This window comes from Oligella urethralis DSM 7531, from assembly GCF_000372065.1.
Taxonomy (GTDB): Bacteria; Pseudomonadota; Gammaproteobacteria; order Burkholderiales; family Burkholderiaceae_B; genus Oligella; species Oligella urethralis.
Genome location: NZ_AQVB01000001.1, coordinates 159,699 through 179,933 on the forward strand (window position 1 = coordinate 159,699; position 20,235 = coordinate 179,933).

Below are 20,235 nucleotides of genomic sequence, written 5' to 3' on the forward strand. Positions count from 1 at the left end.
ACCCTAGGTTGAGTGATTGTTAAAAGGCACTAGCGATTATATGCGAGCGCCCCTTATCCTAAGTGTGGATGAATTCTCCTCAGCCTAGCTCATATGTGTCCATCAAAAATTGATTGTACCTGAATTTTGTATTCATTTGTATACATTAGTTTTCGAATGTCGTTTTTATATATAATAAAGAAGCTTTTACAGTGCTAATCACGACAAGTTTTTTTAATAGCGATGACAACAGCCAAATCAGTTCAAAAAAATGCAGCGAAGAATAAGCCTGCGCTCAAAAAGACGCCGTCCTTAGAGACATTTGAGGAGGATAATAAGCAGCGTGGGACCACGTCGGCGCAACAAGCTTATCAATATGTGATTCAGGGCTTGGAGCAAGGTCGCTTGGAACCTGGTACCAGGATACGTGAGACGGAATTAGCCGAACAGCTGGGTATCAGCAGAACACCCGTGCGCGAGGCCTTGAATCGTTTAGTGAGCGAGGGCTTGGTGAGTAATGATCCACATCGTGGCATGATTATTACTGAATTGGATCAGGCCTTGGTAGGGGAGTTGTATGAAATGCGTGCAGTGTTGGAGAGCACGGCTGCTTCCTTAGCGGCCAAGCATGCAAGTGATGTAGAGATTAACTTATTAAGAAGTTTGATGGAAGCCGATAGGGTAATGACGGATCCGATTGAGATAGCGAATAATAATCGTATGTTTCATCAGGTGTTATACCAATGTGGGCATAATCGCTTTTTATTAAAAAGCTTGCAAGCCTTACAAAATTCCATGCTGTTGTTAGGTCATAGCACCTTGACTGAAAGGGGGCGACCAGATGAGGCGCGCAATGAGCATGAGGCGATTGTAAAGGCACTGGAAGCACGAGATCCTGAGGCGGCAGCGGAAGCTGCTAAAAAGCATATTAATGAGGCGTATAAAACACGCTTAAGCCGCTTCCTGTTTAATAAAGCTTATGACTAAGCTTTTAATCACAGGCGGTGGCGGGCAGTTAGGGCAGGCATTTGCCGCCTATCAGCGCACACCAGTGCAAAGGCACGCTATCGAGATGATGGTGTTAACACGTGCGGAGTTAGATATCACCTCGGCGGCATCGATTCAAACGGCGTTACAGCATTCTCAAGCAAGGCTTGTGATTAATGCGGCCGCTTATACGGATGTGGCAAGGGCGGAGCTGGAGCCGGACAAAGCCTATGCAGTGAATGTGGAGGGGGCGGCCTTATTGGCTTCGCACTGTGCTGCTGCTGGCGTGGATTTGATACAGCTATCCACTGATTATGTGTTTGATGGGACTAAGGGGGCGCCTTATGAGGTCACTGATCAGGTAAATCCACTGAATGTTTATGGTCACAGCAAAGTAGCCGCTGAAAAGGCAGTGATGCAGGAGCACCCTCAAGCGATCATTGTTAGAACAGCGTGGCTTTATAGTGAGTTTGGGCATAATTTTCAGACCAAGCTATTAAGCGCAGCTAACAGCAGTCTGCGCTTAAGGGTAGTGGACGATGAGTGGGGTACACCGACGAAGGCCAGTGATTTAGTGCGTTTTTTAATGCGCTTAAGTGAGAATTTGGTGCCTTATCGTAGCCAGCGGATGCACTTTGCCGGCGAGCAGGTGATGAGCCGGTGGGAATTGGCACAGCAAATCGTAGCTGAGGCCTTTGAGCGTGGGGAGTTAGCAGTGCTACCCCAGATTGAGGCAGTGAAAACGACCACGCAGGCAAAGGGGGTCAATCGACCCCTTAACAGTGCCTTAAAAAGCTCGCTACTAAGCCGTGATGGCGCCTAGCCATGCGGCCGCAATCAGTAGCACCCCAGTGGCAACATTGGCTCTAAATAAATAAAAGCTGCGCTCGGGTTTATTGATATCAAAAATCACTAATTGCCATACAAAATGCGCAGCAATCACTGCCATGATGACAAAGTAGCCCCAACCTATAGCCATTGAGTAGCCGGCCCAGAGCCAACAAACCATGGTCAAGAGATAAAAGCCACTTAGCCAATAAATACCCTGCTCACCAAAGCGAATCGCGGTGGATTTTAAGCCCAGTTTTAAGTCATCTTTGATATCGGTATAGGCATACATTGTGTCATAGCCGATTTGCCAGGCCACCGCCCCAGCCCACATAAGCCAAGCAGCGAGTGGTACGGTATTGGTGGTATCGGACCAGGCCATTAACATGCCCCAGTTAAAGGCGGCCCCTAGCACGGCTTGTGGCCAATGGGTAAAGCGCTTACAAAGTGGATAGATAATGACTAGAGGGACTAGTGCCAAGGCCATCCATCGACTGTAGCTATTAATAAAAAATAGCAAAGCGGCTGCCACGGCAAATTGAGCGAATAAGAAAATGACGGCTTGCTTGAGCGTGATGGCGCCGCTAGTTAAAGGACGAAAACGGGTGCGTTCCACATGCTTATCAAAATCACGATCCCAAATATCATTGATGGTGCAGCCCACACTGCGCATCAATAAGGCACCTAGTGCAAAGATAAATAATCGAAACAAGTCCGGGAAACCGCCTGCGGCCTGAAACAGTGCAGCAATACAGGGCAACAGTGTGAGCCAGGTACCTACGGGGCGATCCAAGCGGGCAATACGCGCATAGGGACGCCATGAGGCTGGTAGATAGTGCTCTACCCAGTCATTGTGACGGATATCATTTAAATCGGCTTGGCTGCTAGAATGCTTCACTGCTACTTACACTTAAGATTGTTACCAGCTGCTATTGTAAGCAATTACGCTAGCCTGATGAATACCCTAGGGGCTGATTAAGGAATTAATGCTTAAAATTAGTCTGTCGTCTAGTAGTTTAGAAAGTTTAGGAGGTCGATATGCGAATTCAATTTGATAAAGCAGCCTTATTAATTGTGGATGTACAGGACAGCTTGTTACCCTATATTCATCAGGCTGAACAGATGCATGCGAAGGTGTTGTGGCTTTGTAAGTTAGCTGAGTATTTAAAACTGCCGACTGTGATTAGTGAGCATTGTGTGGATAAAATTGGCGGCACCAATCAGGCGGTGTCTGCGGCTGCCGCAGGCGCTCAGGTTTTTCAAAAACGTAGTTTCTCCGCCGTGCGTGATGGCTTGGTTGAGCGCACCTTATTAAAAGATAAAGCACATGTGATTGTCTGTGGTATGGAGTCTCATGTGTGCGTATTACAAACGTGTTTGGATTTGCTTGCTAAAGGCAAAACCGTTTACCTAGTGCGTGACGCAGTCTCTTCGCGTAAGCGCAGCAATATCAAATTAGCCATGGCACGCCTTAGACAAGCGGGGGCGATTGTTGTGAGTACGGAAATGGTGGCTTTTGAGTTGATGGCTAGTGCGGATCATCCTAGCTTCTCGTCGGTCTTAAAGCAGTTGATTAAGTAGTTTGTTGTGCTTGAGCAAGTGTTTGCTCGATAACAACTTGCCTCAATTGCATTTGACTTATAATTGAGTTCCTTGACAGTCTATCGTTTTTACAGTCTCAATTTAAGTTTTCTTTATGGCGCTTCATCCACCTTCTGTGACCGAGCTACTCGTTTATCAATCCAGGCCTCCCTGTCCGCGGCTGAAAATTTATGCCGAGCTCAGTGTTTTTCTGTTGGGCTTTTTGTGCTTGATTATTCCTAGTGGCTATTCCTATGGCGCAACGTTGTTATTCGTGGGCGGTCTTTATACCTTATTCACTCATTGGCGAGCCTTGCCGTTGGACCGCTATGATAAGTTGATTCTAGGCGCGGTACTATTATTTGGCGTGCAGGGCCTTGTTAGTTGGCTAATCCATGGCTTTGATGGGGATGTGGATAAGTTGTCACGCTTTATTTTAGCGCTCCCTGTGTTTTTTCTGATTTATAGGGCACGTCCCTCGCTCCATGCTTTGTGGTTGGGTTTGGCGTTTGGCGTTTTAGGGGCCTTGCTGTTGGCGCTTTATCAGCGCCTGATTTTAGGTGAGCTGCGGGCGGATGGCTTTAGTAATGCAATTCAATTCGGTAATTTGGCCATGCTGATGGGGATGTTGTGTTTAGCCGGTTTGGCTTGGGCTCATTCCTTAAGTAGGCATCGACGTAAGATGTTGGTGTTACTTAGCTTGGCCGCAGTGGCCGGCGTCATCACCTCAGCTTTATCCGGAAGCCGTGGCGGTTGGCTTGGATTACCGATAATTTTAGTGGTGATCTTTGTGGCCTATTATGCGATTTTTTCATTGCGGGCCAAGCTATTGGTGTTGCTCTGTGTGGTGTTGGGTGGATTTTTCTTACTCAGTAACCCGCATATCGGGGTCAAGCAGCGTATTGCGGAGGCTTATCATGAGATCGCTTTGTTCCAAGACGGTACTGTGCAGACCTCCGTTGGTTATCGTTTGGAAATGTGGCGTGGGGCCATAAAATTAGCGCAGGAAAAACCCCTTTTCGGCTGGGGCGATGAAGGCTATCAAGAGGGGATGCAGCAATTACGCGAAACTAATCAAATACGCGGTCGTGCCGATCTCTTTACGCATGCCCACAATGAGTTTATTGATCGCTTAGCCAAGCAGGGTATTACCGGGTTGATAGCATTGATTCTCTTATATCAAGTACCGCTCTGGACCTTTGCTAGTGCTAAGCGAGCGGCACATTTGCCGACGCGGGCGGTGGCCATGGCAGGGATTCTTTTGTCACTGTGTTATTTTGATTTTGGACTAACACAGGCCTTTCTAAGGCATAACAACGGTGTGATGGTGTATGTGTGCTATATGATGGTGATTGCAGCTTATTTTAAAGTGATGCGCTTTGAACAAGCAAAGATCAGCAGTTAGTGACATTAATCCCATAGAGCAAAGATGATGAAAATTTTAATTACAGGTGGGGCTGGTTTTATCGGTTCTGCCTTGGTCCGTTTTATTATCGAGCAACAGCAAGATGAGGTGTTGGTTGTTGATAAGCTTAGCTATGCCGTGCATCCCTATGCCTTAGCGAGTGTTAACGCAGATCCTCGTTACCATTTTAAAAAACTGGATATTACAGCGCGGGATGCGTTACAGGAAGTTATTGACGCCTTTAAACCGGATGCGGTGATGCATCTAGCCGCTGAAACCCATGTGGATCGCTCAATTGTGGGCGCAGATGCCTTTATGCAAAGTAATTATCTGGGTACCTACGCCTTGTTAGAGGCGGTGCGGCAGTATTGGCAGGCACTGCCCACAGCAAAGCGTGAGCAATTCCGTTTGCTACATGTGAGTACGGATGAGGTGTATGGTGATTTACCGCATCCGGATAGCGAGCCGAAGGCCAGTGCCTTAAAGTTTACAGAATCATCTACCCTTTGTCCCAGTTCGCCTTACTCGGCCAGTAAGGCGGCATCTGACCATTTGGTGCAGGCTTGGCATCGTAGCTATGGTCTACCAACGATAATTAGCCGTTGTTCAAATAATTATGGCCCTTTTCAGTTCGCTGAAAAGTTGATTCCCCATATGGTGCAAGCGGCGCTTAAGTTACAGCCATTGACGATTTACGGTTCAGGTCAACAAATACGCGATTGGCTATATGTAGACGACCATGTGAAGGCGCTGTATTTATTATTAAGTAAAGCAGAAGTAGGGCAAGTTTATAATATCGGTGCGGATAATGAGCATCGTAATTTGGATTTGGTGCAGGCAATTTGTCGTATTCTGGATCAACGGGTACCGCGCGGAGATGGTGCATCTTATGCTGATTTGATTATGCATGTGAGCGATCGCCCAGGGCATGATCGTCGTTATGCAGTCGATTCCTCTAAGCTACGGGCAGCCACTGGCTGGGCACCGACGCAGGATTTTGAGGAGGGCTTAGCTAGCACCGTCGCTTGGTTTGTGAGGGATTTTGATGCAGCTGATAAATACCGAGCTTAAGGGGGTTAAACTACTCAAGCCCGAGGTGCATTATGACGAGCGCGGCTTTTTAATGGAGTCATTTAGTCGCCAGCGCTACCTATCGCTGCTTGAGCTTGAGCAGGATTTTGTGCAGGATAATCTGTCCCAGTCAAAGCAGGGGGTATTGCGCGGCTTGCATTTTCAAAAAAACAAACCACAGGGTAAATTAGTGATGGTCGGCTGGGGTCGGATTTATGATGTGGTGGTTGATATTGCCCCAGACTCACCTACCTTTGGCCGACACCTTGCGGTTGAATTAAGTGCGGAGAATCAGCTGCAGCTTTGGGTACCACCGGGCTATGCCCATGGTTTTTGTGTCTTAAGTGAATCTGCGCAGGTGCTGTATAAATGCACGGATTACTATGATCCGATGGATCAAGCCGGTGTACGCTGGAACTGCCCTGATTTAGCGATTCCTTGGCCCATCAAAGCACCTATTTTATCGGACAAAGATCAGCATTTACCAAGGCTGGCTGCACTTCATCGTTAATAACTCATTTTTGAACTGTCACTATACTGTCAACATCTATCGTTACACTAGCTTTGTTTTTTGATAAAAATTTAGAGCTTAAATGAAAATAGTTGTTGTTGGTACGGGTTATGTGGGTTTGTCGCTAGCGACCTTATTAGCTAAGCAGCATGAAGTGATTGCTTTAGATATTGACTCAGTGAAGGTCGATTTGATTAATCACAGAACTTCTCCCTTAGTGGATGCGGATATTGAAGCTTATTTTAAGCAGTATCCGCTTAAGTTACGGGCTACCACCCAAGCGGCAGAGGCCTACCCCGGGGCAGATTATGTGCTGATTGCTACGCCGACAAACTATGATCCAGAGACAAATTACTTTAATACCGCCTCTGTGGAGGCAGTGGCGGCCGAGGCATTGCAGTATGAACCCGAGGCTACAATTATTGTTAAATCCACCGTGCCGGTTGGTTTTACCGAGCATCTGAAAGCACAATTAGGCGCATCGAATATTTTATTTTCACCAGAGTTTTTAAGAGAGGGCAAGGCGCTGCATGATAATTTATATCCATCGCGTATTGTGGTGGGCGAGCGTTCTGAGCGTGCCGAGCGTTTTGCTGAATTGTTGCGGCAGGCAGCGCTCAAAGAAGCGATTCCCGTCGTATTGACGGATAATACCGAGGCCGAAGCGATTAAGCTATTTGCTAATACTTACTTAGCGATGCGAGTTGCTTTTTTTAATGAGCTCGATACCTATGCTGCCACCAAGCAGTTAAATACTGAGGCAATTATTCAAGGGGTTTGTTTGGATCCGCGCATTGCTACCCATTACAATAACCCGTCTTTTGGCTACGGTGGTTATTGTCTACCAAAGGATACGAAGCAATTATTAGCCAATTACCAAGATGTGCCGCAAAATCTGATTCAATCGATTGTGGATTCGAATAGCACGCGTAAAGCCTTTATCGCTGAGGATATCAGCCGACGTCAAGTGACAACGGTGGGCATTTATCGGCTGGTGATGAAGGCTGGCTCGGATAATTTTAGAGATTCTTCAGTGCAAGGCGTGATGGAGCATTTGCTGGCCAAAGGCTTGCGTTTGGTGGTGTATGAGCCGATGTTAAAAGCAGCCGAGTTTCTGGGTTGTCAGCTAATCCATGATTTGCAAAGCTTTAAAGAGCAATCGGATATCATTGTGACTAACCGCCAGAGCTCGGAGCTGGCAGATGTAGCGCATAAAGTCTATACCCGAGATATTTTTGGTGGTGATGCTTAGTGCGTGCGTGAAAGCGATTTCTTCCAACGTTTAAAGCGGTTGAAAGCTGGTGCGATCAATGGATGGTGCGAGGCACGGATTCTTTTGCCTAGGCGATGACCATTCCGATTTGGTGCGTGAAAGCGATAAATATGCGTGTTAGAGGTGTGTTGAGTATTGCGACCGAAGGGATCGGTGGTGTAAAAATACGCAAAGCCTTCACTTTGTGCGATGGCCAAGTAATCCTCGTCAAAATAGCCTTGGGGCCAGCAGAAGTGCTGACTACAGGTGCCGAGTTCACGAATAAAGGTTGCTTTAGAATCCCTTAGCTCCTGACGAAACATGGTATTTTTATCAATGCTTGGGTCTAGATCCCAGCGAGTATGGCTATGGGTGTGGCAGTGAAACTCAACTAGGCCAGCATCTATCATGGCTTTTACCTCAGACCACCGCAAAATCACCTCATCACTGCAACCGTGCTCAATTAGCTGTTCGCATTGTGCATGTTCCGGGCATGGTGGCAGTTCAGCAGGACTTTTGGCGGTAGCTGTGTTGGCTCGAATTTCGCCATGATGAAGCCAGCCGCTGACGAGAAAAATGGTCGCCTTAAAACCATACTTCTGCAGCAAGGGAAAGGCATAGACCCAATTATCCAAGTAACCGTCATGAAAGGTGATCACCACCGCTTTTTTACGAGTTTCGCCCGCCAAGTGAGCGGCGAATTCTGCCAAGCTTAGACTCTCGTAGCCCTGATGTGATAGCCACTGTAATTGTTGCTCAAAATGTTCAGGGGTGCAGGCAATAAACCCTGCCTCCGGTCGGATATGGTGATACATCAATACTGGTACTGAAGTCTCTAAAAATTTCATTTGTTAAGCTCCCTCAGCCAGTTATGATAGCTGTTTAGTGTAAGTTGTCCAACCCTATCCATGGTAAAGCGCTGATCTGCTACCACAAATTGATAACCCGCTGCACCCATTTGTGCTCTTAGTTCGGGATTGTGTATGAGTGTTGCTAAGGCCTCGGTAAATGCCGCAATGTCTTGTAGGGGCACTAGCAAGCCACTGACACCGGGATTAATCATCTCGGGAATGCCTGTGACGGCATAGCCCACCGTCGGTAGCCTAGCCGCCCCGGCTTCGGCAAAGACGGTGCCGGATGCTTCGGTGTGTGAAGCTAAGGCAAAAATATCAAAATCACTCAGTAAGGCGGGCACATCATCGCGTCGGCCCAAGAAATGCACCTGTGCATTGAGTCCCAAGTCTGCCGCTTGTTGTTGCAAATAAGGGCGTTGAGCGCCGTCGCCAACGATCACTAGGTGCAGTGAGGCCTGTTGCTTGAGTAACGGCGCCATGGCCTGGATGAGTTCATCCATATGTTTATCTTTGCGGAGCACTGCTACGCTACCGACAATGACGTCACTCTCGGAAAGCGCTAATTCCTGACGCAAAATAGCGCTGGGCAAAGGCGTGGGTAAATTCACTGGCGGTCCGATGACTTGAATATGCTCAGGCGGCACGCCTTTGTGAATTAGCATTTGGCGCACATACTCACTGGGGGTAATCAGTCGTTGTGGGATCATGCTGTAAGCGAGCAAGGAGTTTATCGGCTTGGCCAAATGCCGTGTTCTGACAACTAACGGTACCCTGGCTAAGCGTGCCGCTAAGCCTGCTCGTAGGGTGTCTTGGCGACTATTGGTATTGACAACATCATAGCCACGTTCACGCATCAGCCTACGCATAGAAAAAATGGCAGGCCAACTCCGGATGCCTTTACGCATATCCGCTGTATGCACCTCAAAGCCATCATCTTGTAGGCGTGACACGAGTTCAGCCCCAGGCATACATAAGGCCTCCACCTGCTGACCTTGCTCACGTAGTGTCAGCATTAAGCGATGGATATAATGCTCTTGGCCGCCGTAGCCTTGGGCATGTTCAGTAAATAAGATATTTAAAGGCCTTGCGCTTGTCATAAACTATTGGCTAGCGACTTAGGCTTTAAACTGTTCAATCCAATATTGAGTTGAGCGGTCCAATTCAAGAGGCTTGTGAGGCTGGAATGAGTCCTTGCTTAATCGCTCAAAAATATCATCAGCGAGCACCTTGCCGAGTTCCACACCCCATTGGTCAAAGGGATTGAGGCCCCAGATCAAGGCTTCAACAAACACCTTATGCTCATACATGGCCAGTAGGGCGCCAAGTGAGAAGGGTGTGAGTTGTGGTAGCACGATCAGATTGGAGGCTCTGCCACCGGGCTGTTTGCGGTGATGCGCAAGCCATTGCGCCTGCTCGGGTGCCATGCCTTTTTGCAGATTCTCAGCTTCAGCTTGAGCCGTGGATTTGCCGTGTAACAAAGCTTGGCGCTGGGCTAAGCAATGCGCTAAGAGTTGCTGATGGTGCTGCTGCCATTGGTGGTCGGCCGTTTTACAAACAATAAAATCGACCGGTGCCCCCTCACTACTTTGATGTAACCATTGAAAGAAGGTGTGTTGGGCATCGGTGCCGGGCATGCCCCACACGACCGGACCAGTAGCGACATTGATAGACCGTCCTTGGTGGTCGACGGATTTGCCCAGCGACTCCATCTCCAATTGCTGTAAATAGGGGATTAAATAACTCAGTCGAGAATCGTAGATTGCAAGATTGCGTGAGCCATAGCCCAATACGCTACGATTAGCTAATTCTGCTAGGGCTAATTGAATGGGGGCGTTTTCCTCGGGTGGCGCCGTGAGAAAATGCCGATCCATGGCATGAGCACCACTTTGTAAACCAGCTAAAACACCGGAACCTACGGTTAAGCCTGCGGCCACGCCAATGGTGGACCAGAGTGAAAAACGACCACCGACCCAATCCCAAAAACGGTAGATATGGTGGCGTGGAATGCCCCAGGCAGCAGCGGCTTCTGGGTTGGCGGTGACGGCAATCATATTATTGCCCGGGTTGACACCTGCGGCTTCAAACCATTCACGTGCACGTGCGGCATTTTCCATGGTTTCAGCGGTACGGAAAGACTTGGTTGCCACCACCACTAAGGTATCGTGCGGATCCAAACCGGCTAAACCGCCCTCAATGGCGTGACCGTCGATATTGGAAACAAAGCGTATGTGGCGCCAAGAACCGGCATAACCAAAGGCCTGTGTGACTAAGCGCACGCCCCAGTCACTACCGCCAATGCCTATATGGACAATATTGCGCCAACGTCGATCATTATCGACACGTCGCACCAATTCCAGCATGCGCAAACGCTCACTTTGAACCTCCATGAGGGGCTGTGGTTGGCGCAACATTGTATGCCAAGCCGCACGATCCTCGGTGCTGTTAAGATGCTCACCATCAAATAAGGCCTGTCGTAGCGGCTTAAACTTCCTTGCTTCTAATAACTTAGTGGCAGCTTGGCTTAATTCGGTGGAGCGGCGCTGGGCGCTCAGATCAACCTTAAGTCCGGCGGCGTCTAAAATCACCGTCTGCTCACAGTTGATATTGGCGCTTAAAACGGCTTGCTTAAACTGCGCCCATTCGGGCAGTTGATCTAAGGGCTCAAGCTCTTTTAATAGCTGGTGTATCATAAAATTTTGCTACTCGCTTAAATGATGCTAAAACGCTTTACTTATTGTTATCTGATTTTATATTACAATTGAAGCGTTGAATTCAAATTAGCGATTATATATAAGGATAGTAATGAACCCTGTTCGTAAGGCTGTATTTCCTGTTGCCGGTTTAGGCACTCGTTTTTTACCAGCCACTAAGGCAATGCCTAAAGAAATGTTGCCGGTGGTGGATAAACCCTTGATTCAATATGCAGTTGAAGAGGCGGTGAAGTCAGGTATTACCGATTTAATCTTTATTACCGGTCGTCATAAGCGTTCGATTGAGGATCATTTTGACTTTATGCCCGAGCTTGAGCATGAGTTAGAGCAAAAGGGCAAGCATGAGTTATTAGAGATTGTGCGTGGCATTCTCCCGACTAATGTGAATTGCATCTATATTCGTCAGCCGGCACCTTTGGGTCTAGGTCACGCCGTATTGTGCGCTGAGCCGGTGGTGGGTAATGAGCCTTTTGCGGTGCTATTGGCGGATGATTTGATTGATGCCGAGGTGCCTGTGACGCAGCAGTTAATTGATGCAGCCCATGCTTATGGTGGCAGTGTGTTAGGGACCCAGGTCGTACCCCAAGCGGACACTAAAAAGTACGGTATTATCGCTGGCGCAACGGTGGCTGATGGGGTCAGACGGGTGGAGCAGATTGTAGAAAAACCTGCCCCTGAACAGGCCCCATCGACCTCGGCCGTGGTGGGTCGTTATGTGTTGGAACCAGAGATTTTCGAGCATCTTCGACACACGCAAAAGGGTGCGGGCAATGAAATTCAATTAACCGATGGCATTGCCTCCATGCTACAAAGTCGTCAGGTGTTCGGCTTTGATTATGAGGGTGTGCGCTATGACTGTGGTTCCAAAGAGGGATTTTTCCAAGCCAATATCGCTCTGGGGCAGAAGTATCATGGTTTGAGTCTTGACTAAGAAATTGACCATTTGATATTGATATAGCAATGAGTATTTTAAATCGCCTTATCTCACAGTTGGCGTTAGAGCAAATTGGTGAGCGACGTTTTCTTGGGCGCAGTACCGATATTTTTCGCAGCGGTCGTGTATTTGGTGGGCAGGTCTTGGGCCAGGCCTTGATGGCAGCCAGTTATACTACACCCGTCGGTCGGTTAGCCCATTCCATGCATGGTTATTTTGTGCGTCCAGCAGATGCGACTAAGGCCATCGAGTATGCGGTAGAAGTGATACGTGATGGTGGTAGCTTCTCGGTGCGTCGGGTCACGGCCAGCCAAGAGGGCAAGTTTATTTTTACCCTATCCTGTAGTTATCAATCGCTTGAGCTCGGCTTTGAGCATCAGCTGGCGATGCCTGCCGCACCACCACCAGAGGATTGTCCCTTAGAGCAGGAGATACAGCAAGCGCTGGCGCAGCGTCTCGGCACCGGGGAGTGGGATGAGCGTCTTAAGCGTGAACGGCCGTTAGAAATCCGTTTAGTCTACCCCGAGCGCCAGTTAGAATTAGGGCATTATGAGCCAAAGACCATGTATTGGATTAGGGCCAATGGCTTAATGCCTGATGATCAGCGACTACACCAGGGTATGCTGGCTTATGTGTCGGATTTTTATTTAATGACGACAGCGTTACTACCGCACGCGCGTTGGCATTTTGATTCGCAAATGCAGATGGCCAGTTTGGATCATGCCCAGTGGTTTCATCGTCCTATTGATATGAATCAGTGGCTACTCTATGTGTCTGAATCAACTGCGGCGCAGGGTGGACGCGGCTTAGTGCATGGGGTCTTCTTTAATCAGCAGGGGCAGTTGGTTGCCAGTGCTAGCCAAGAGGGCTTGATGCGATTAAGAGAAAAATCGGATTAGGCTTCATTTATCTGTCATATGGATCTGCTAGACTGCAGCGTTTAGTGATGGATAATGATGACAAGCTGCGCTTTTTCAGCGTAATATACCTTGATGACATATTTTTATTCTCGTGTGGAGATTTAGCTAAGTAACAATGATCGGTACTCTGATAATTTTATTGTTAATTTTGGTCAATGGCGTCTTTGCCATGTCCGAAATTGCGCTTGTGTCGGCTAAGCGTATGCGCTTACAACAGCAGGCAGATCAAGGAGATAAAGCGGCTGCGGCAGCCTTGCAATTAGTTGATAATCCGAGCCGTTCCTTATCGACCATCCAGATTGGTATTACGCTGATTGGTATTTTTATGGGGGCCTTTGGTGAAGCCTCAATTGTGTCCCGTTTGACGCCCCTATTTGAGGATATCGGTCTTAGTGCTCAAACGGCTAAAGCAATAGCGATGTTTTTAGTGGTGGTGGGTATTACCTTTTTCTCGTTGATTTTTGGGGAATTGGTACCTAAGCGCATTGCCATGAATCACGCCGAGAAAATTGCTACGGTTGTGGCGCGGCCGATGACGCTTTTGTCAAAAGCCATGGCACCCTTTGTGTGGATTTTGACGGTGGTGACCGATTTGGTGTTGAAGCTGTTACGGGTAGATAGCAAAGGCGATGAGCTAACCGAGGAGGATATTAGCGGTATTCTGCGCGAGGGGGCGACGGCCGGTCTGTTTGAAAAAACCGAGCATGACATTGTGACGCGGGCACTTAGTCTGGACGATCAGAGTGTGTTAACCATTATGACGCCGCGTAATGATGTGCACTATATTGATCTAGAAAGTCCGCTCAACGAGATTTTGCTCTATATTGCCGATAGTAATTATTCGCGCTTCCCCGTGTGTGATGGTGGCTTGGATAATGTACTGGGTGTGATTGATGCCGGTACCTTATTTGAACAGCAAATTCGAGGTCATGCGATTGATATTCGCGCTTTGGTGAAGCCAGCCCGTTTTGTGCCTGAGACCAATTCAGCGATGGATGTGCTGGAGTCATTCGAAGAGTACCGCACCGAGATGGTGATCGTCATTAATGAGTACGGCGAGGTTGAGGGTTTGGTGACCTTGCGAGATGTGCTAAAGGTATTGGTTGGCTATAAGATTCCACTCAATGATAATTATGATGCGGATATTGTGCAGCGTAATGACGGTAGCTGGCTAATTGACGGGGCAGTGACGCTTGACCGCTTCAATCACCACTTTCAAGTGCAATTAGAATTCCCAGATCATGAGGATAATTATCATACCTTAGCCGGTTTTATTCTGAATCAGCTCGGTCACATTCCTAAAGAAACCGAAAGTCTGGTGTGGGAAGGCTTTTATTTTGAGGTGGTGGATATGGATAAGTACCGTATTGATCGCTTATTGGTAAAAGCGCCCGAGCAGGTGGTGGCCTTGAATGACGAGGAGTAGTCACTAGTAGCTCCATAAGTGATTGGCGCCCAGTTGTGTTTTGACTGTGGCGCTTTTTTGTCGGCGCTTGCTAAATCTCCTCTAGCGTCTCCAGACCTTGTAAATCATTAATAATCACACTGCGGTATTGCAGCTCAATAAAGCCGGCATCCGCTAGCTTTTTTAAGGCGCCGTTGGTGCGCTGTCGAGAAACGCGGGCTAAATAGCCAATTTCCTCCTGGGTAATATTTAACTGACGATTATAGTTGTCATCGGCGTAGTTAGGCATACGCACCAGTTCGGCAATGCAACGCGCTACGCGAATATCGGCATTAAAGAGACGGTCTGACTCGACGCGGCCGATAAACTGCCCCATACGATGATTAAACTGATTTAATAAAAAGCGATTAAAGCTGAAGCTGTGGTCTAACAGCCAGTAAAAGGTTTCCACCGGCATTTTGGCAACCACACTGTTGCGCAGGGTCACCACATCATAGCGACGTAATTCCTTTTTCAAAAGCGCACCCTCGCCGATCCAACCGCCTGCAGGTACGCCGGTGAGGGCGGCGAGTTTGCCATCAGCGGTGCCGACAGAAATTCTTGCTAAGCCCTCAATCATGCCTATCCAATGGCGTGAGGCATCACCCTTTCTAACAATAAAAGCACCTGCTGGGTAGTCTTGTAAGACGGTCTCCTGAATCACACGTTGTTGTTGTTCCTCTGTCAGAATCGTAAACCACGGTGTGTTAGATAAACGCGTTCTAATCATAAGTACTTTCCCTAAAAACTGAATAAATGTCACCGTAATAACATTTAGATTACATTTAAAAGCATATATTTTCAATACAAAAGGAAAAATCACAAAAAGTATAAAAACACATCATCACAGATTGTTACTTAAATAAATTTAATTATCCGCAATTAAAAGCACCATATTAAGGAGACGATGAGATATGGTCACTCAGCAAAATACGGCAAATACCTTTGCCAAGTTGCTTTTAAAGCATGCCAAAGAGCGTCCAACGCAAGCGGCGATGCGTGAAAAGGACTTGGGTATTTGGCAGACGATTACCTGGTCCGAGATGGCCGAGGAGGTTGAAAACCTCGCTTATGGCTTGATGACTTTAGGTGTACAAAAGGGTCAGCATGTGGCCATCGTTGGCGAAAACCGCCCACGTCTTTATATGAGTATGATGGCAGCGCAGAGTTTAGGCGCAATTCCAGTGCCGATGTATCAGGATGCAGTGGCGCAGGAAATGGTCTATGTACTCAAAGACGCCGAGGTTGGTGTTGTGGTGGTCGAGGATCAGGAGCAAGCTGACAAGATGTTGGAAGTGCGGGAGCAGTTACCGCACTTGCGTCATGTGGTGTATGACGATCCACGCGGGATGCGTAATTACACTGAAGACATTTTATTGAATTACGTGGATTTACTGGAGCAGGGTAAGGCGCATCGTCAGCGTCATCCGGACTTATTTAGACAAATTGTCGACAGCTTGCGCCCTGAGGACCCAGCTGCGATGTTCTATACCTCGGGTACCACCGGCAATCCTAAGGGGGTGGTGTTAACGCATCATGCCTTGATTGACCGTGCCGAGGTGATCCAGCGCCTAGAAAATCTGACGGATAAAGAGGATGTACTTGCTTACTTGCCACCGGCTTGGATTGGTCAGAATATGTTCTCTTACACGCAATTCTTGGTGACCGGCTTTACGGTGAATCATCCGGAATCGCCCACCACGGTCTCCATTGATATGCATGATGTGGGTCCGACCTATTACTTCTCGCCACCGCGCGTGTTAGAGGAGTTACTCACCACTGTTAGTATTCGTATGGAGGATGCCGGTCGCTTTAAGCGCTGGCTCTACAAGTACTTTATGGATGTAGCAGCCAAATCCGGTCAGCGTATTTTGGATAAACAATCCGTGGACTTAAAGGATCGTTTGCTATACAGCTTAGGGAATTTCTTTATTTATGCGCCGTTGCGTAATGCTTTGGGCATGAATCGGATTAAGGTGGCTTACACTGCGGGTGAGGCGATCGGTCCAGATTTATTCCGTTTTTATCGCTCGATTGGTGTCAATTTAAAGCAATTATACGGCTCTACAGAAACCTCCGTATTTGTGTGTGTGCAAGAAGACGGTCGGGTAGAGGCTGATACCGTGGGGCCGCCATGTGAAGGAGTAGAGCTGCGGATTGCTGATACGGGTGAGGTGCAGATTAAAAGCCCTGGCTTATTTAGTGAGTATTATAAAAATCCTAAGTCTACCGAGGAGTCCTTTACCGAGGATGGTTGGTATCACACGGGGGACGCCGGTATTTTAACCGAAGAGGGTCAGTTAAAGATTATCGACCGTGCAAAGGACGTCGGTAAACTGAACGACGGTCGTATGTTCGCGCCAAAATACATGGAAAATAAGCTGAAGTTCTTCTCCTTTATTAAGGAAGCTGTCGTATTCGGGGCGAATAAGGATTATTGTACTGCCTTTATTAATATCGATTTAGAAGCGGTGGCTAACTGGGCCGAGCGTCGCGGTTTGACCTATGCAGGTTATACCGATTTAGCCTCTAAAAAGGAGGTTTATCAACTGATCAAGGACTGCGTTGAAGAGGCTAATGCCGATGTAGCCAGAGATGAGCAGCTATCCGGTTTACAGCTACATCGCTTTTTGATTCTACATAAGGAGCTAGATCCGGATGACGGTGAATTAACACGCACGCGTAAAGTCCGTCGTAATTTTATTGTAGAAAAATATGGTGTATTAATTGATGCACTATTTGAGGGTAAGTCCAGTCAGTATATCGAAACTGAGGTGCGCTATGAAGACGGCCGCATCGGTAAAATCAGTGCCGATCTGAAGATTGAACCTGCCAAAGTCGTTGCGGTATAAGGGGGCGAATGATGCAGAATCAACGTCGAATCGGTGAAGTTATCCTAGACCTAGACAGCATTTCGCTTTCGTTTGGTGGGGTCAAAGCACTGACAAATATTTCATTTAACGTAAAAGAGCATGAGATTCGCTCTATTATCGGCCCTAACGGGGCGGGTAAGAGCTCCATGCTTAACGTCATTAACGGTGTTTATACACCACAAGAGGGTCGTATTACCTTGGACGGTACGGTGTTGGAGAAAATGACACCGCGTCGTGCAGCGACCCGTGGTATCGGTCGTACCTTCCAGAACCTTGCTCTCTTTAAGGGGATGAGCGTACTGGACAATATTATGACCGGTCGTAACCTACGGATGAAGAGCAATATTATTTCCCAGGCTTTTCGTATCTTCGGCGCCGAAAAGGAGGAAATTGAGCATCGCGAGTTCGTAGAAAATATCATTGATTTTCTTGAGATCCAAGCATACCGCAAGGTGCCCGTAGGTCGTTTACCCTATGGCTTACAAAAGCGTGTGGATTTGGGCCGCGCCTTGGCGATGGAGCCTAGATTGCTGCTGTTGGATGAGCCAATGGCGGGTATGAACATCGAAGAAAAGCAGGATATGTCACGCTTTATTCTTGATGTAAACGATGAATTCGGTACGACCATTGTGCTGATTGAGCACGATATGGGCGTGGTGATGGATATTTCCGATCGCGTGGTGGTACTTGATTACGGTAAAAAAATCGGTGACGGTACGCCGGATGAGGTGCGCAATAACGAGGAGGTTATTCGTGCTTATCTGGGCGCTCAGGTATAGGGAGAAGCCAATATGTCTTATTTTTTAGAAACTCTTTTTGGCGGTCTCATGAGCGGCATGATGTACGCCTTAATCGGACTCGGCTTTGTATTAATTTTCAAAGCCTCGGGTGTGTTTAACTTTGCCCAGGGTGCCATGGTTTTGGTGGCCGCTTTGTCGATGGCACGTTTCTCCGCTTGGTTACCCCAGTGGCTAGGCTTTGAAAGTATGTTGTTAGCCAATATCTTGGCTTTCATCGTCAGCGCCATCCTGATGATTCTTTTTGCTATTGCCATTGAGCGCTTGGTCTTGCGTCATTTGGTTAACCAAGAGGCAACAGCACTCTTGATGGCGACCTTGGGTATTAGCTACTTCTTGGATGGCTTTGGTCAAACCCTCTTTGGTAGTGCGATGTACACCATTGATGTCGGCATGCCTAAGGATCCTTTATTTGTGATGGAAAATGTCTTTGAGGGCGGTATTTTACTGAGTCTTGAGGACTTGACTGCGGCCGTGATTGCAGCCGCCTTAGTGGCTACCTTAGCGTTATTTTTCCAGTTTACGCCGACCGGTCGTGCCTTACGTGCCGTTGCCGATGATCACCAAGCGGCGCAGTCGATTGGTATTCCATTAAATCGTATTTGGGTGATTGTGTGGGCGGTTGCTGGCGTTGTGGCCTTGGTGGCAGGTATTATCTGGGGCTCGAAGTTTGGCGTGTCCTTTACTCTCTCAACAGCCGCACTACGTGCTTTACCAGTAGTGATTCTGGGCGGTTTAACGTCGGTGCCGGGTGCTATTATCGGTGGTTTAATTATCGGTGTCGGTGAAAAGCTTTCAGAGGCTTATTTAGGTCCCTTCTTGGGTGGTGGTATCGAAAACTGGTTCGCCTATGTACTGGCTTTAGTGTTCTTATTGTTTAGACCACAAGGCTTATTCGGCGAGAAAATTATCGACCGTGTTTAGTATCTAAGGCCTAAGGAGTATAAAAAATGTTTTACCGTGAAAATGGTCAATTTAAAACCAGTTATCGCGCGGATCAGCAGATTTTCCCGATTCGCCAAGATCGCATCGCAATCTTAGCTATTATTGCCGTTGCTTTATTTGTGGTGCCTTTTGTTGCTAGTAACTACTTTTTAAGTGCGATTTTAATTCCCTTTTTAATCTTGTCCTTAGCGGCGATTGGTCTAAATGTCCTCGTTGGTTATTGTGGGCAGATTTCATTGGGTAGTGGTGCCTTTATGGCGGTGGGTGCCTATGTGGCATGGAACTTTGGTGTCCGTATTCCGGAGATTCCCTTTATCTTCCAATTGCTGATTGGTGGTTTTGGCGCAATGCTGTTCGGAATTATCTTTGGCGTACCGAGCCTACGCATCCGCGGTCTTTATTTGGCGGTAGCAACCTTGGCAGCACAGTTCTTTGTGGATTGGGCATTCTTGCGCATTCCTTATTTAACTAACTACTCAGCCTCAGGTAGTGTGTCTGTGGCACGTCTGGATTTCTTCGGCTTGCCGGTGCAGACGCCAGTGCAGAAGTATGTGTTTGTGCTGTTAGTGGTGATTGTGTTGGCACTGCTCGTGAAAAACTTGGTGCGTGGTGCCATTGGTCGTGAATGGATGGCAATTCGTGATATGGACGTGGCTGCCTCAGTGATTGGGATTCGCCCGATGTATGCCAAATTGAGTGCCTTTGCCGTGAGCTCATTTATTATCGGTATTGCCGGCGGTCTTTGGGGCTATGTGCACTTAGGTTCATGGGAGCCATTAGCCTTTGACTTAAATCGCTCATTACAGCTTTTATTTATGGTGATTATTGGCGGTTTAGGTTCAATTGCGGGTAGCTTCTTTGGTGCCGCCTTTATTGTGCTACTACCCATTATATTGACCCGTATTCCGGAGTTGTTTGGTTTAAACCTCCCGGTGGATACGGCAGCGCATATTGAGCATATGATTTTCGGTTCCTTAATCGTGTTTTTCTTGATTGTTGAACCGCATGGTTTAGCGAAGCTCTGGTCAATTGCTCGTGAGAAGCTGAGAATTTGGCCATTCCCTCACTAATCATTGAATAACGCTACCCTTAGAAGAGCGATTTTTAAAATAACTAAAGTAATTAAAAAACTTCATACATGGG

General features: G+C 47.7%; 19 protein-coding genes. 14 read left to right on the top strand and 5 right to left on the bottom strand.

Annotation, left to right across the window (positions count from 1 at the left end; all coding sequences use genetic code 11):
- Positions 1 to 222 precede the first annotated feature (222 nt).
- Both A3GA_RS0100725 and rfbD read left to right on the top strand, forming a co-directional pair.
- Positions 223 to 966 carry a GntR family transcriptional regulator gene (locus A3GA_RS0100725; protein WP_018025462.1) on the top strand — a complete coding sequence of 248 codons (744 nt, stop codon included), beginning with the start codon at positions 223 to 225 and terminating at the stop codon, positions 964 to 966.
- The gene (gene rfbD / locus A3GA_RS0100730; RefSeq protein ID WP_018025463.1) at positions 959 to 1,789 is read left to right on the top strand and encodes a dTDP-4-dehydrorhamnose reductase; all 831 of its coding nucleotides are present in this window, start codon (positions 959 to 961) and stop codon (positions 1,787 to 1,789) included. Before A3GA_RS0100725 ends, rfbD begins: the two co-directional genes overlap by 8 nt.
- Here rfbD and ubiA read toward each other — a convergent pair.
- Positions 1,769 to 2,692 (bottom strand): 4-hydroxybenzoate octaprenyltransferase, encoded by a 924-nt coding sequence (gene ubiA / locus A3GA_RS0100735; protein ID WP_018025464.1) that lies wholly within the window; start codon positions 2,690 to 2,692, stop codon positions 1,769 to 1,771. The genes rfbD and ubiA overlap by 21 nt on opposite strands.
- A gap of 140 nt (positions 2,693 to 2,832) precedes the next feature.
- Here ubiA and A3GA_RS0100740 point away from each other — a divergent pair, with 140 nt between their 5' ends.
- From A3GA_RS0100740 to A3GA_RS0100760, 5 genes are all read left to right on the top strand, one after another.
- Positions 2,833 to 3,375, top strand: a complete 543-nt coding sequence (locus A3GA_RS0100740) for an isochorismatase family protein (protein WP_018025465.1) — start codon at positions 2,833 to 2,835, stop codon at positions 3,373 to 3,375.
- A 115-nt stretch (positions 3,376 to 3,490) separates the two neighbouring features.
- Positions 3,491 to 4,780, top strand: a complete 1,290-nt coding sequence (locus A3GA_RS0100745; RefSeq protein WP_018025466.1) for an O-antigen ligase family protein — start codon at positions 3,491 to 3,493, stop codon at positions 4,778 to 4,780.
- Positions 4,781 to 4,804: 24 nt separating this feature from the next.
- Complete coding sequence (gene rfbB / locus A3GA_RS0100750) at positions 4,805 to 5,851, top strand: dTDP-glucose 4,6-dehydratase (protein ID WP_018025467.1); 1,047 nt, start codon at positions 4,805 to 4,807, stop codon at positions 5,849 to 5,851.
- On the top strand, positions 5,826 to 6,362 hold the full coding sequence (rfbC, locus tag A3GA_RS0100755) for a dTDP-4-dehydrorhamnose 3,5-epimerase (RefSeq protein WP_018025468.1): 537 nt from the start codon (positions 5,826 to 5,828) through the stop codon (positions 6,360 to 6,362). Before rfbB ends, rfbC begins: the two co-directional genes overlap by 26 nt.
- An 82-nt stretch (positions 6,363 to 6,444) precedes the next feature.
- Positions 6,445 to 7,614: a nucleotide sugar dehydrogenase gene (locus A3GA_RS0100760; protein ID WP_018025469.1), complete on the top strand. Its 1,170-nt coding sequence runs from the start codon at positions 6,445 to 6,447 to the stop codon at positions 7,612 to 7,614.
- Here A3GA_RS0100760 and A3GA_RS0100765 read toward each other — a convergent pair.
- Genes A3GA_RS0100765 through pgi form a run of 3 tightly spaced genes read right to left on the bottom strand, consistent with a single transcriptional unit; the run spans position 7,611 to position 11,158 of the window.
- The gene (locus tag A3GA_RS0100765) at positions 7,611 to 8,462 is read right to left on the bottom strand and encodes a polysaccharide deacetylase family protein (RefSeq protein ID WP_018025470.1); all 852 of its coding nucleotides are present in this window, start codon (positions 8,460 to 8,462) and stop codon (positions 7,611 to 7,613) included. The genes A3GA_RS0100760 and A3GA_RS0100765 overlap by 4 nt on opposite strands.
- On the bottom strand, positions 8,459 to 9,565 hold the full coding sequence (locus A3GA_RS0100770) for a glycosyltransferase (protein WP_018025471.1): 1,107 nt from the start codon (positions 9,563 to 9,565) through the stop codon (positions 8,459 to 8,461). Before A3GA_RS0100770 ends, A3GA_RS0100765 begins: the two co-directional genes overlap by 4 nt.
- Positions 9,566 to 9,583: 18 nt before the next feature.
- Positions 9,584 to 11,158: a glucose-6-phosphate isomerase gene (gene pgi / locus A3GA_RS0100775; RefSeq protein ID WP_018025472.1), complete on the bottom strand. Its 1,575-nt coding sequence runs from the start codon at positions 11,156 to 11,158 to the stop codon at positions 9,584 to 9,586.
- Positions 11,159 to 11,270: 112 nt separating this feature from the next.
- On the opposite strand from pgi, the gene galU reads away from it, so the two are divergent.
- The 3 genes from galU to A3GA_RS0100790 all read left to right on the top strand — a co-directional run bounded on the left by galU (position 11,271) and on the right by A3GA_RS0100790 (position 14,459).
- Entirely contained in the window at positions 11,271 to 12,110 is an 840-nt protein-coding gene (gene galU, locus A3GA_RS0100780) for a UTP--glucose-1-phosphate uridylyltransferase GalU (protein WP_018025473.1), read from the top strand.
- A gap of 29 nt (positions 12,111 to 12,139) precedes the next feature.
- On the top strand, positions 12,140 to 13,012 hold the full coding sequence (locus A3GA_RS0100785) for an acyl-CoA thioesterase (protein WP_018025474.1): 873 nt from the start codon (positions 12,140 to 12,142) through the stop codon (positions 13,010 to 13,012).
- Between the two features lie 136 nt (positions 13,013 to 13,148).
- Positions 13,149 to 14,459, top strand: coding sequence for a hemolysin family protein (locus A3GA_RS0100790; RefSeq protein WP_018025475.1), 1,311 nt, complete (start codon positions 13,149 to 13,151; stop codon positions 14,457 to 14,459).
- Positions 14,460 to 14,529: 70 nt separating this feature from the next.
- Here the strand turns inward: A3GA_RS0100790 and A3GA_RS0100795 are convergent, their stop codons facing one another.
- On the bottom strand, positions 14,530 to 15,207 hold the full coding sequence (locus tag A3GA_RS0100795) for a Crp/Fnr family transcriptional regulator (RefSeq protein WP_018025476.1): 678 nt from the start codon (positions 15,205 to 15,207) through the stop codon (positions 14,530 to 14,532).
- Positions 15,208 to 15,391: 184 nt separating this feature from the next.
- Between A3GA_RS0100795 and A3GA_RS0100800 the strand changes: the two genes are divergently transcribed.
- Genes A3GA_RS0100800 through A3GA_RS0100815 form a run of 4 tightly spaced genes read left to right on the top strand, consistent with a single transcriptional unit; the run spans position 15,392 to position 20,162 of the window.
- Entirely contained in the window at positions 15,392 to 17,329 is a 1,938-nt protein-coding gene (locus tag A3GA_RS0100800; protein WP_018025477.1) for an AMP-dependent synthetase/ligase, read from the top strand.
- A gap of 11 nt (positions 17,330 to 17,340) precedes the next feature.
- Positions 17,341 to 18,129: an ABC transporter ATP-binding protein gene (locus A3GA_RS0100805; RefSeq protein ID WP_018025478.1), complete on the top strand. Its 789-nt coding sequence runs from the start codon at positions 17,341 to 17,343 to the stop codon at positions 18,127 to 18,129.
- A gap of 12 nt (positions 18,130 to 18,141) precedes the next feature.
- Complete coding sequence (locus A3GA_RS0100810) at positions 18,142 to 19,071, top strand: branched-chain amino acid ABC transporter permease (RefSeq protein ID WP_018025479.1); 930 nt, start codon at positions 18,142 to 18,144, stop codon at positions 19,069 to 19,071.
- A gap of 26 nt (positions 19,072 to 19,097) precedes the next feature.
- Entirely contained in the window at positions 19,098 to 20,162 is a 1,065-nt protein-coding gene (locus tag A3GA_RS0100815; RefSeq protein WP_018025480.1) for a branched-chain amino acid ABC transporter permease, read from the top strand.
- Positions 20,163 to 20,235 lie beyond the last annotated feature (73 nt).

Coding starts and splice junctions, on each gene's coding strand:
- A3GA_RS0100725 (WP_018025462.1), top strand. CDS start 223: ATGACAACAGCCAAATCAGTTCAAAAAAATGCAGCGAAGAATAAGCCT.
- rfbD (WP_018025463.1), top strand. CDS start 959: ATGACTAAGCTTTTAATCACAGGCGGTGGCGGGCAGTTAGGGCAGGCA.
- A3GA_RS0100740 (WP_018025465.1), top strand. CDS start 2,833: ATGCGAATTCAATTTGATAAAGCAGCCTTATTAATTGTGGATGTACAG.
- A3GA_RS0100745 (WP_018025466.1), top strand. CDS start 3,491: ATGGCGCTTCATCCACCTTCTGTGACCGAGCTACTCGTTTATCAATCC.
- rfbB (WP_018025467.1), top strand. CDS start 4,805: ATGATGAAAATTTTAATTACAGGTGGGGCTGGTTTTATCGGTTCTGCC.
- rfbC (WP_018025468.1), top strand. CDS start 5,826: ATGCAGCTGATAAATACCGAGCTTAAGGGGGTTAAACTACTCAAGCCC.
- A3GA_RS0100760 (WP_018025469.1), top strand. CDS start 6,445: ATGAAAATAGTTGTTGTTGGTACGGGTTATGTGGGTTTGTCGCTAGCG.
- A3GA_RS0100765 (WP_018025470.1), bottom strand. CDS start 8,462: ATGAAATTTTTAGAGACTTCAGTACCAGTATTGATGTATCACCATATC.
- A3GA_RS0100770 (WP_018025471.1), bottom strand. CDS start 9,565: ATGACAAGCGCAAGGCCTTTAAATATCTTATTTACTGAACATGCCCAA.
- pgi (WP_018025472.1), bottom strand. CDS start 11,158: ATGATACACCAGCTATTAAAAGAGCTTGAGCCCTTAGATCAACTGCCC.
- galU (WP_018025473.1), top strand. CDS start 11,271: ATGAACCCTGTTCGTAAGGCTGTATTTCCTGTTGCCGGTTTAGGCACT.
- A3GA_RS0100785 (WP_018025474.1), top strand. CDS start 12,140: ATGAGTATTTTAAATCGCCTTATCTCACAGTTGGCGTTAGAGCAAATT.
- A3GA_RS0100790 (WP_018025475.1), top strand. CDS start 13,149: ATGATCGGTACTCTGATAATTTTATTGTTAATTTTGGTCAATGGCGTC.
- A3GA_RS0100795 (WP_018025476.1), bottom strand. CDS start 15,207: ATGATTAGAACGCGTTTATCTAACACACCGTGGTTTACGATTCTGACA.
- A3GA_RS0100800 (WP_018025477.1), top strand. CDS start 15,392: ATGGTCACTCAGCAAAATACGGCAAATACCTTTGCCAAGTTGCTTTTA.
- A3GA_RS0100805 (WP_018025478.1), top strand. CDS start 17,341: ATGCAGAATCAACGTCGAATCGGTGAAGTTATCCTAGACCTAGACAGC.
- A3GA_RS0100810 (WP_018025479.1), top strand. CDS start 18,142: ATGTCTTATTTTTTAGAAACTCTTTTTGGCGGTCTCATGAGCGGCATG.
- A3GA_RS0100815 (WP_018025480.1), top strand. CDS start 19,098: ATGTTTTACCGTGAAAATGGTCAATTTAAAACCAGTTATCGCGCGGAT.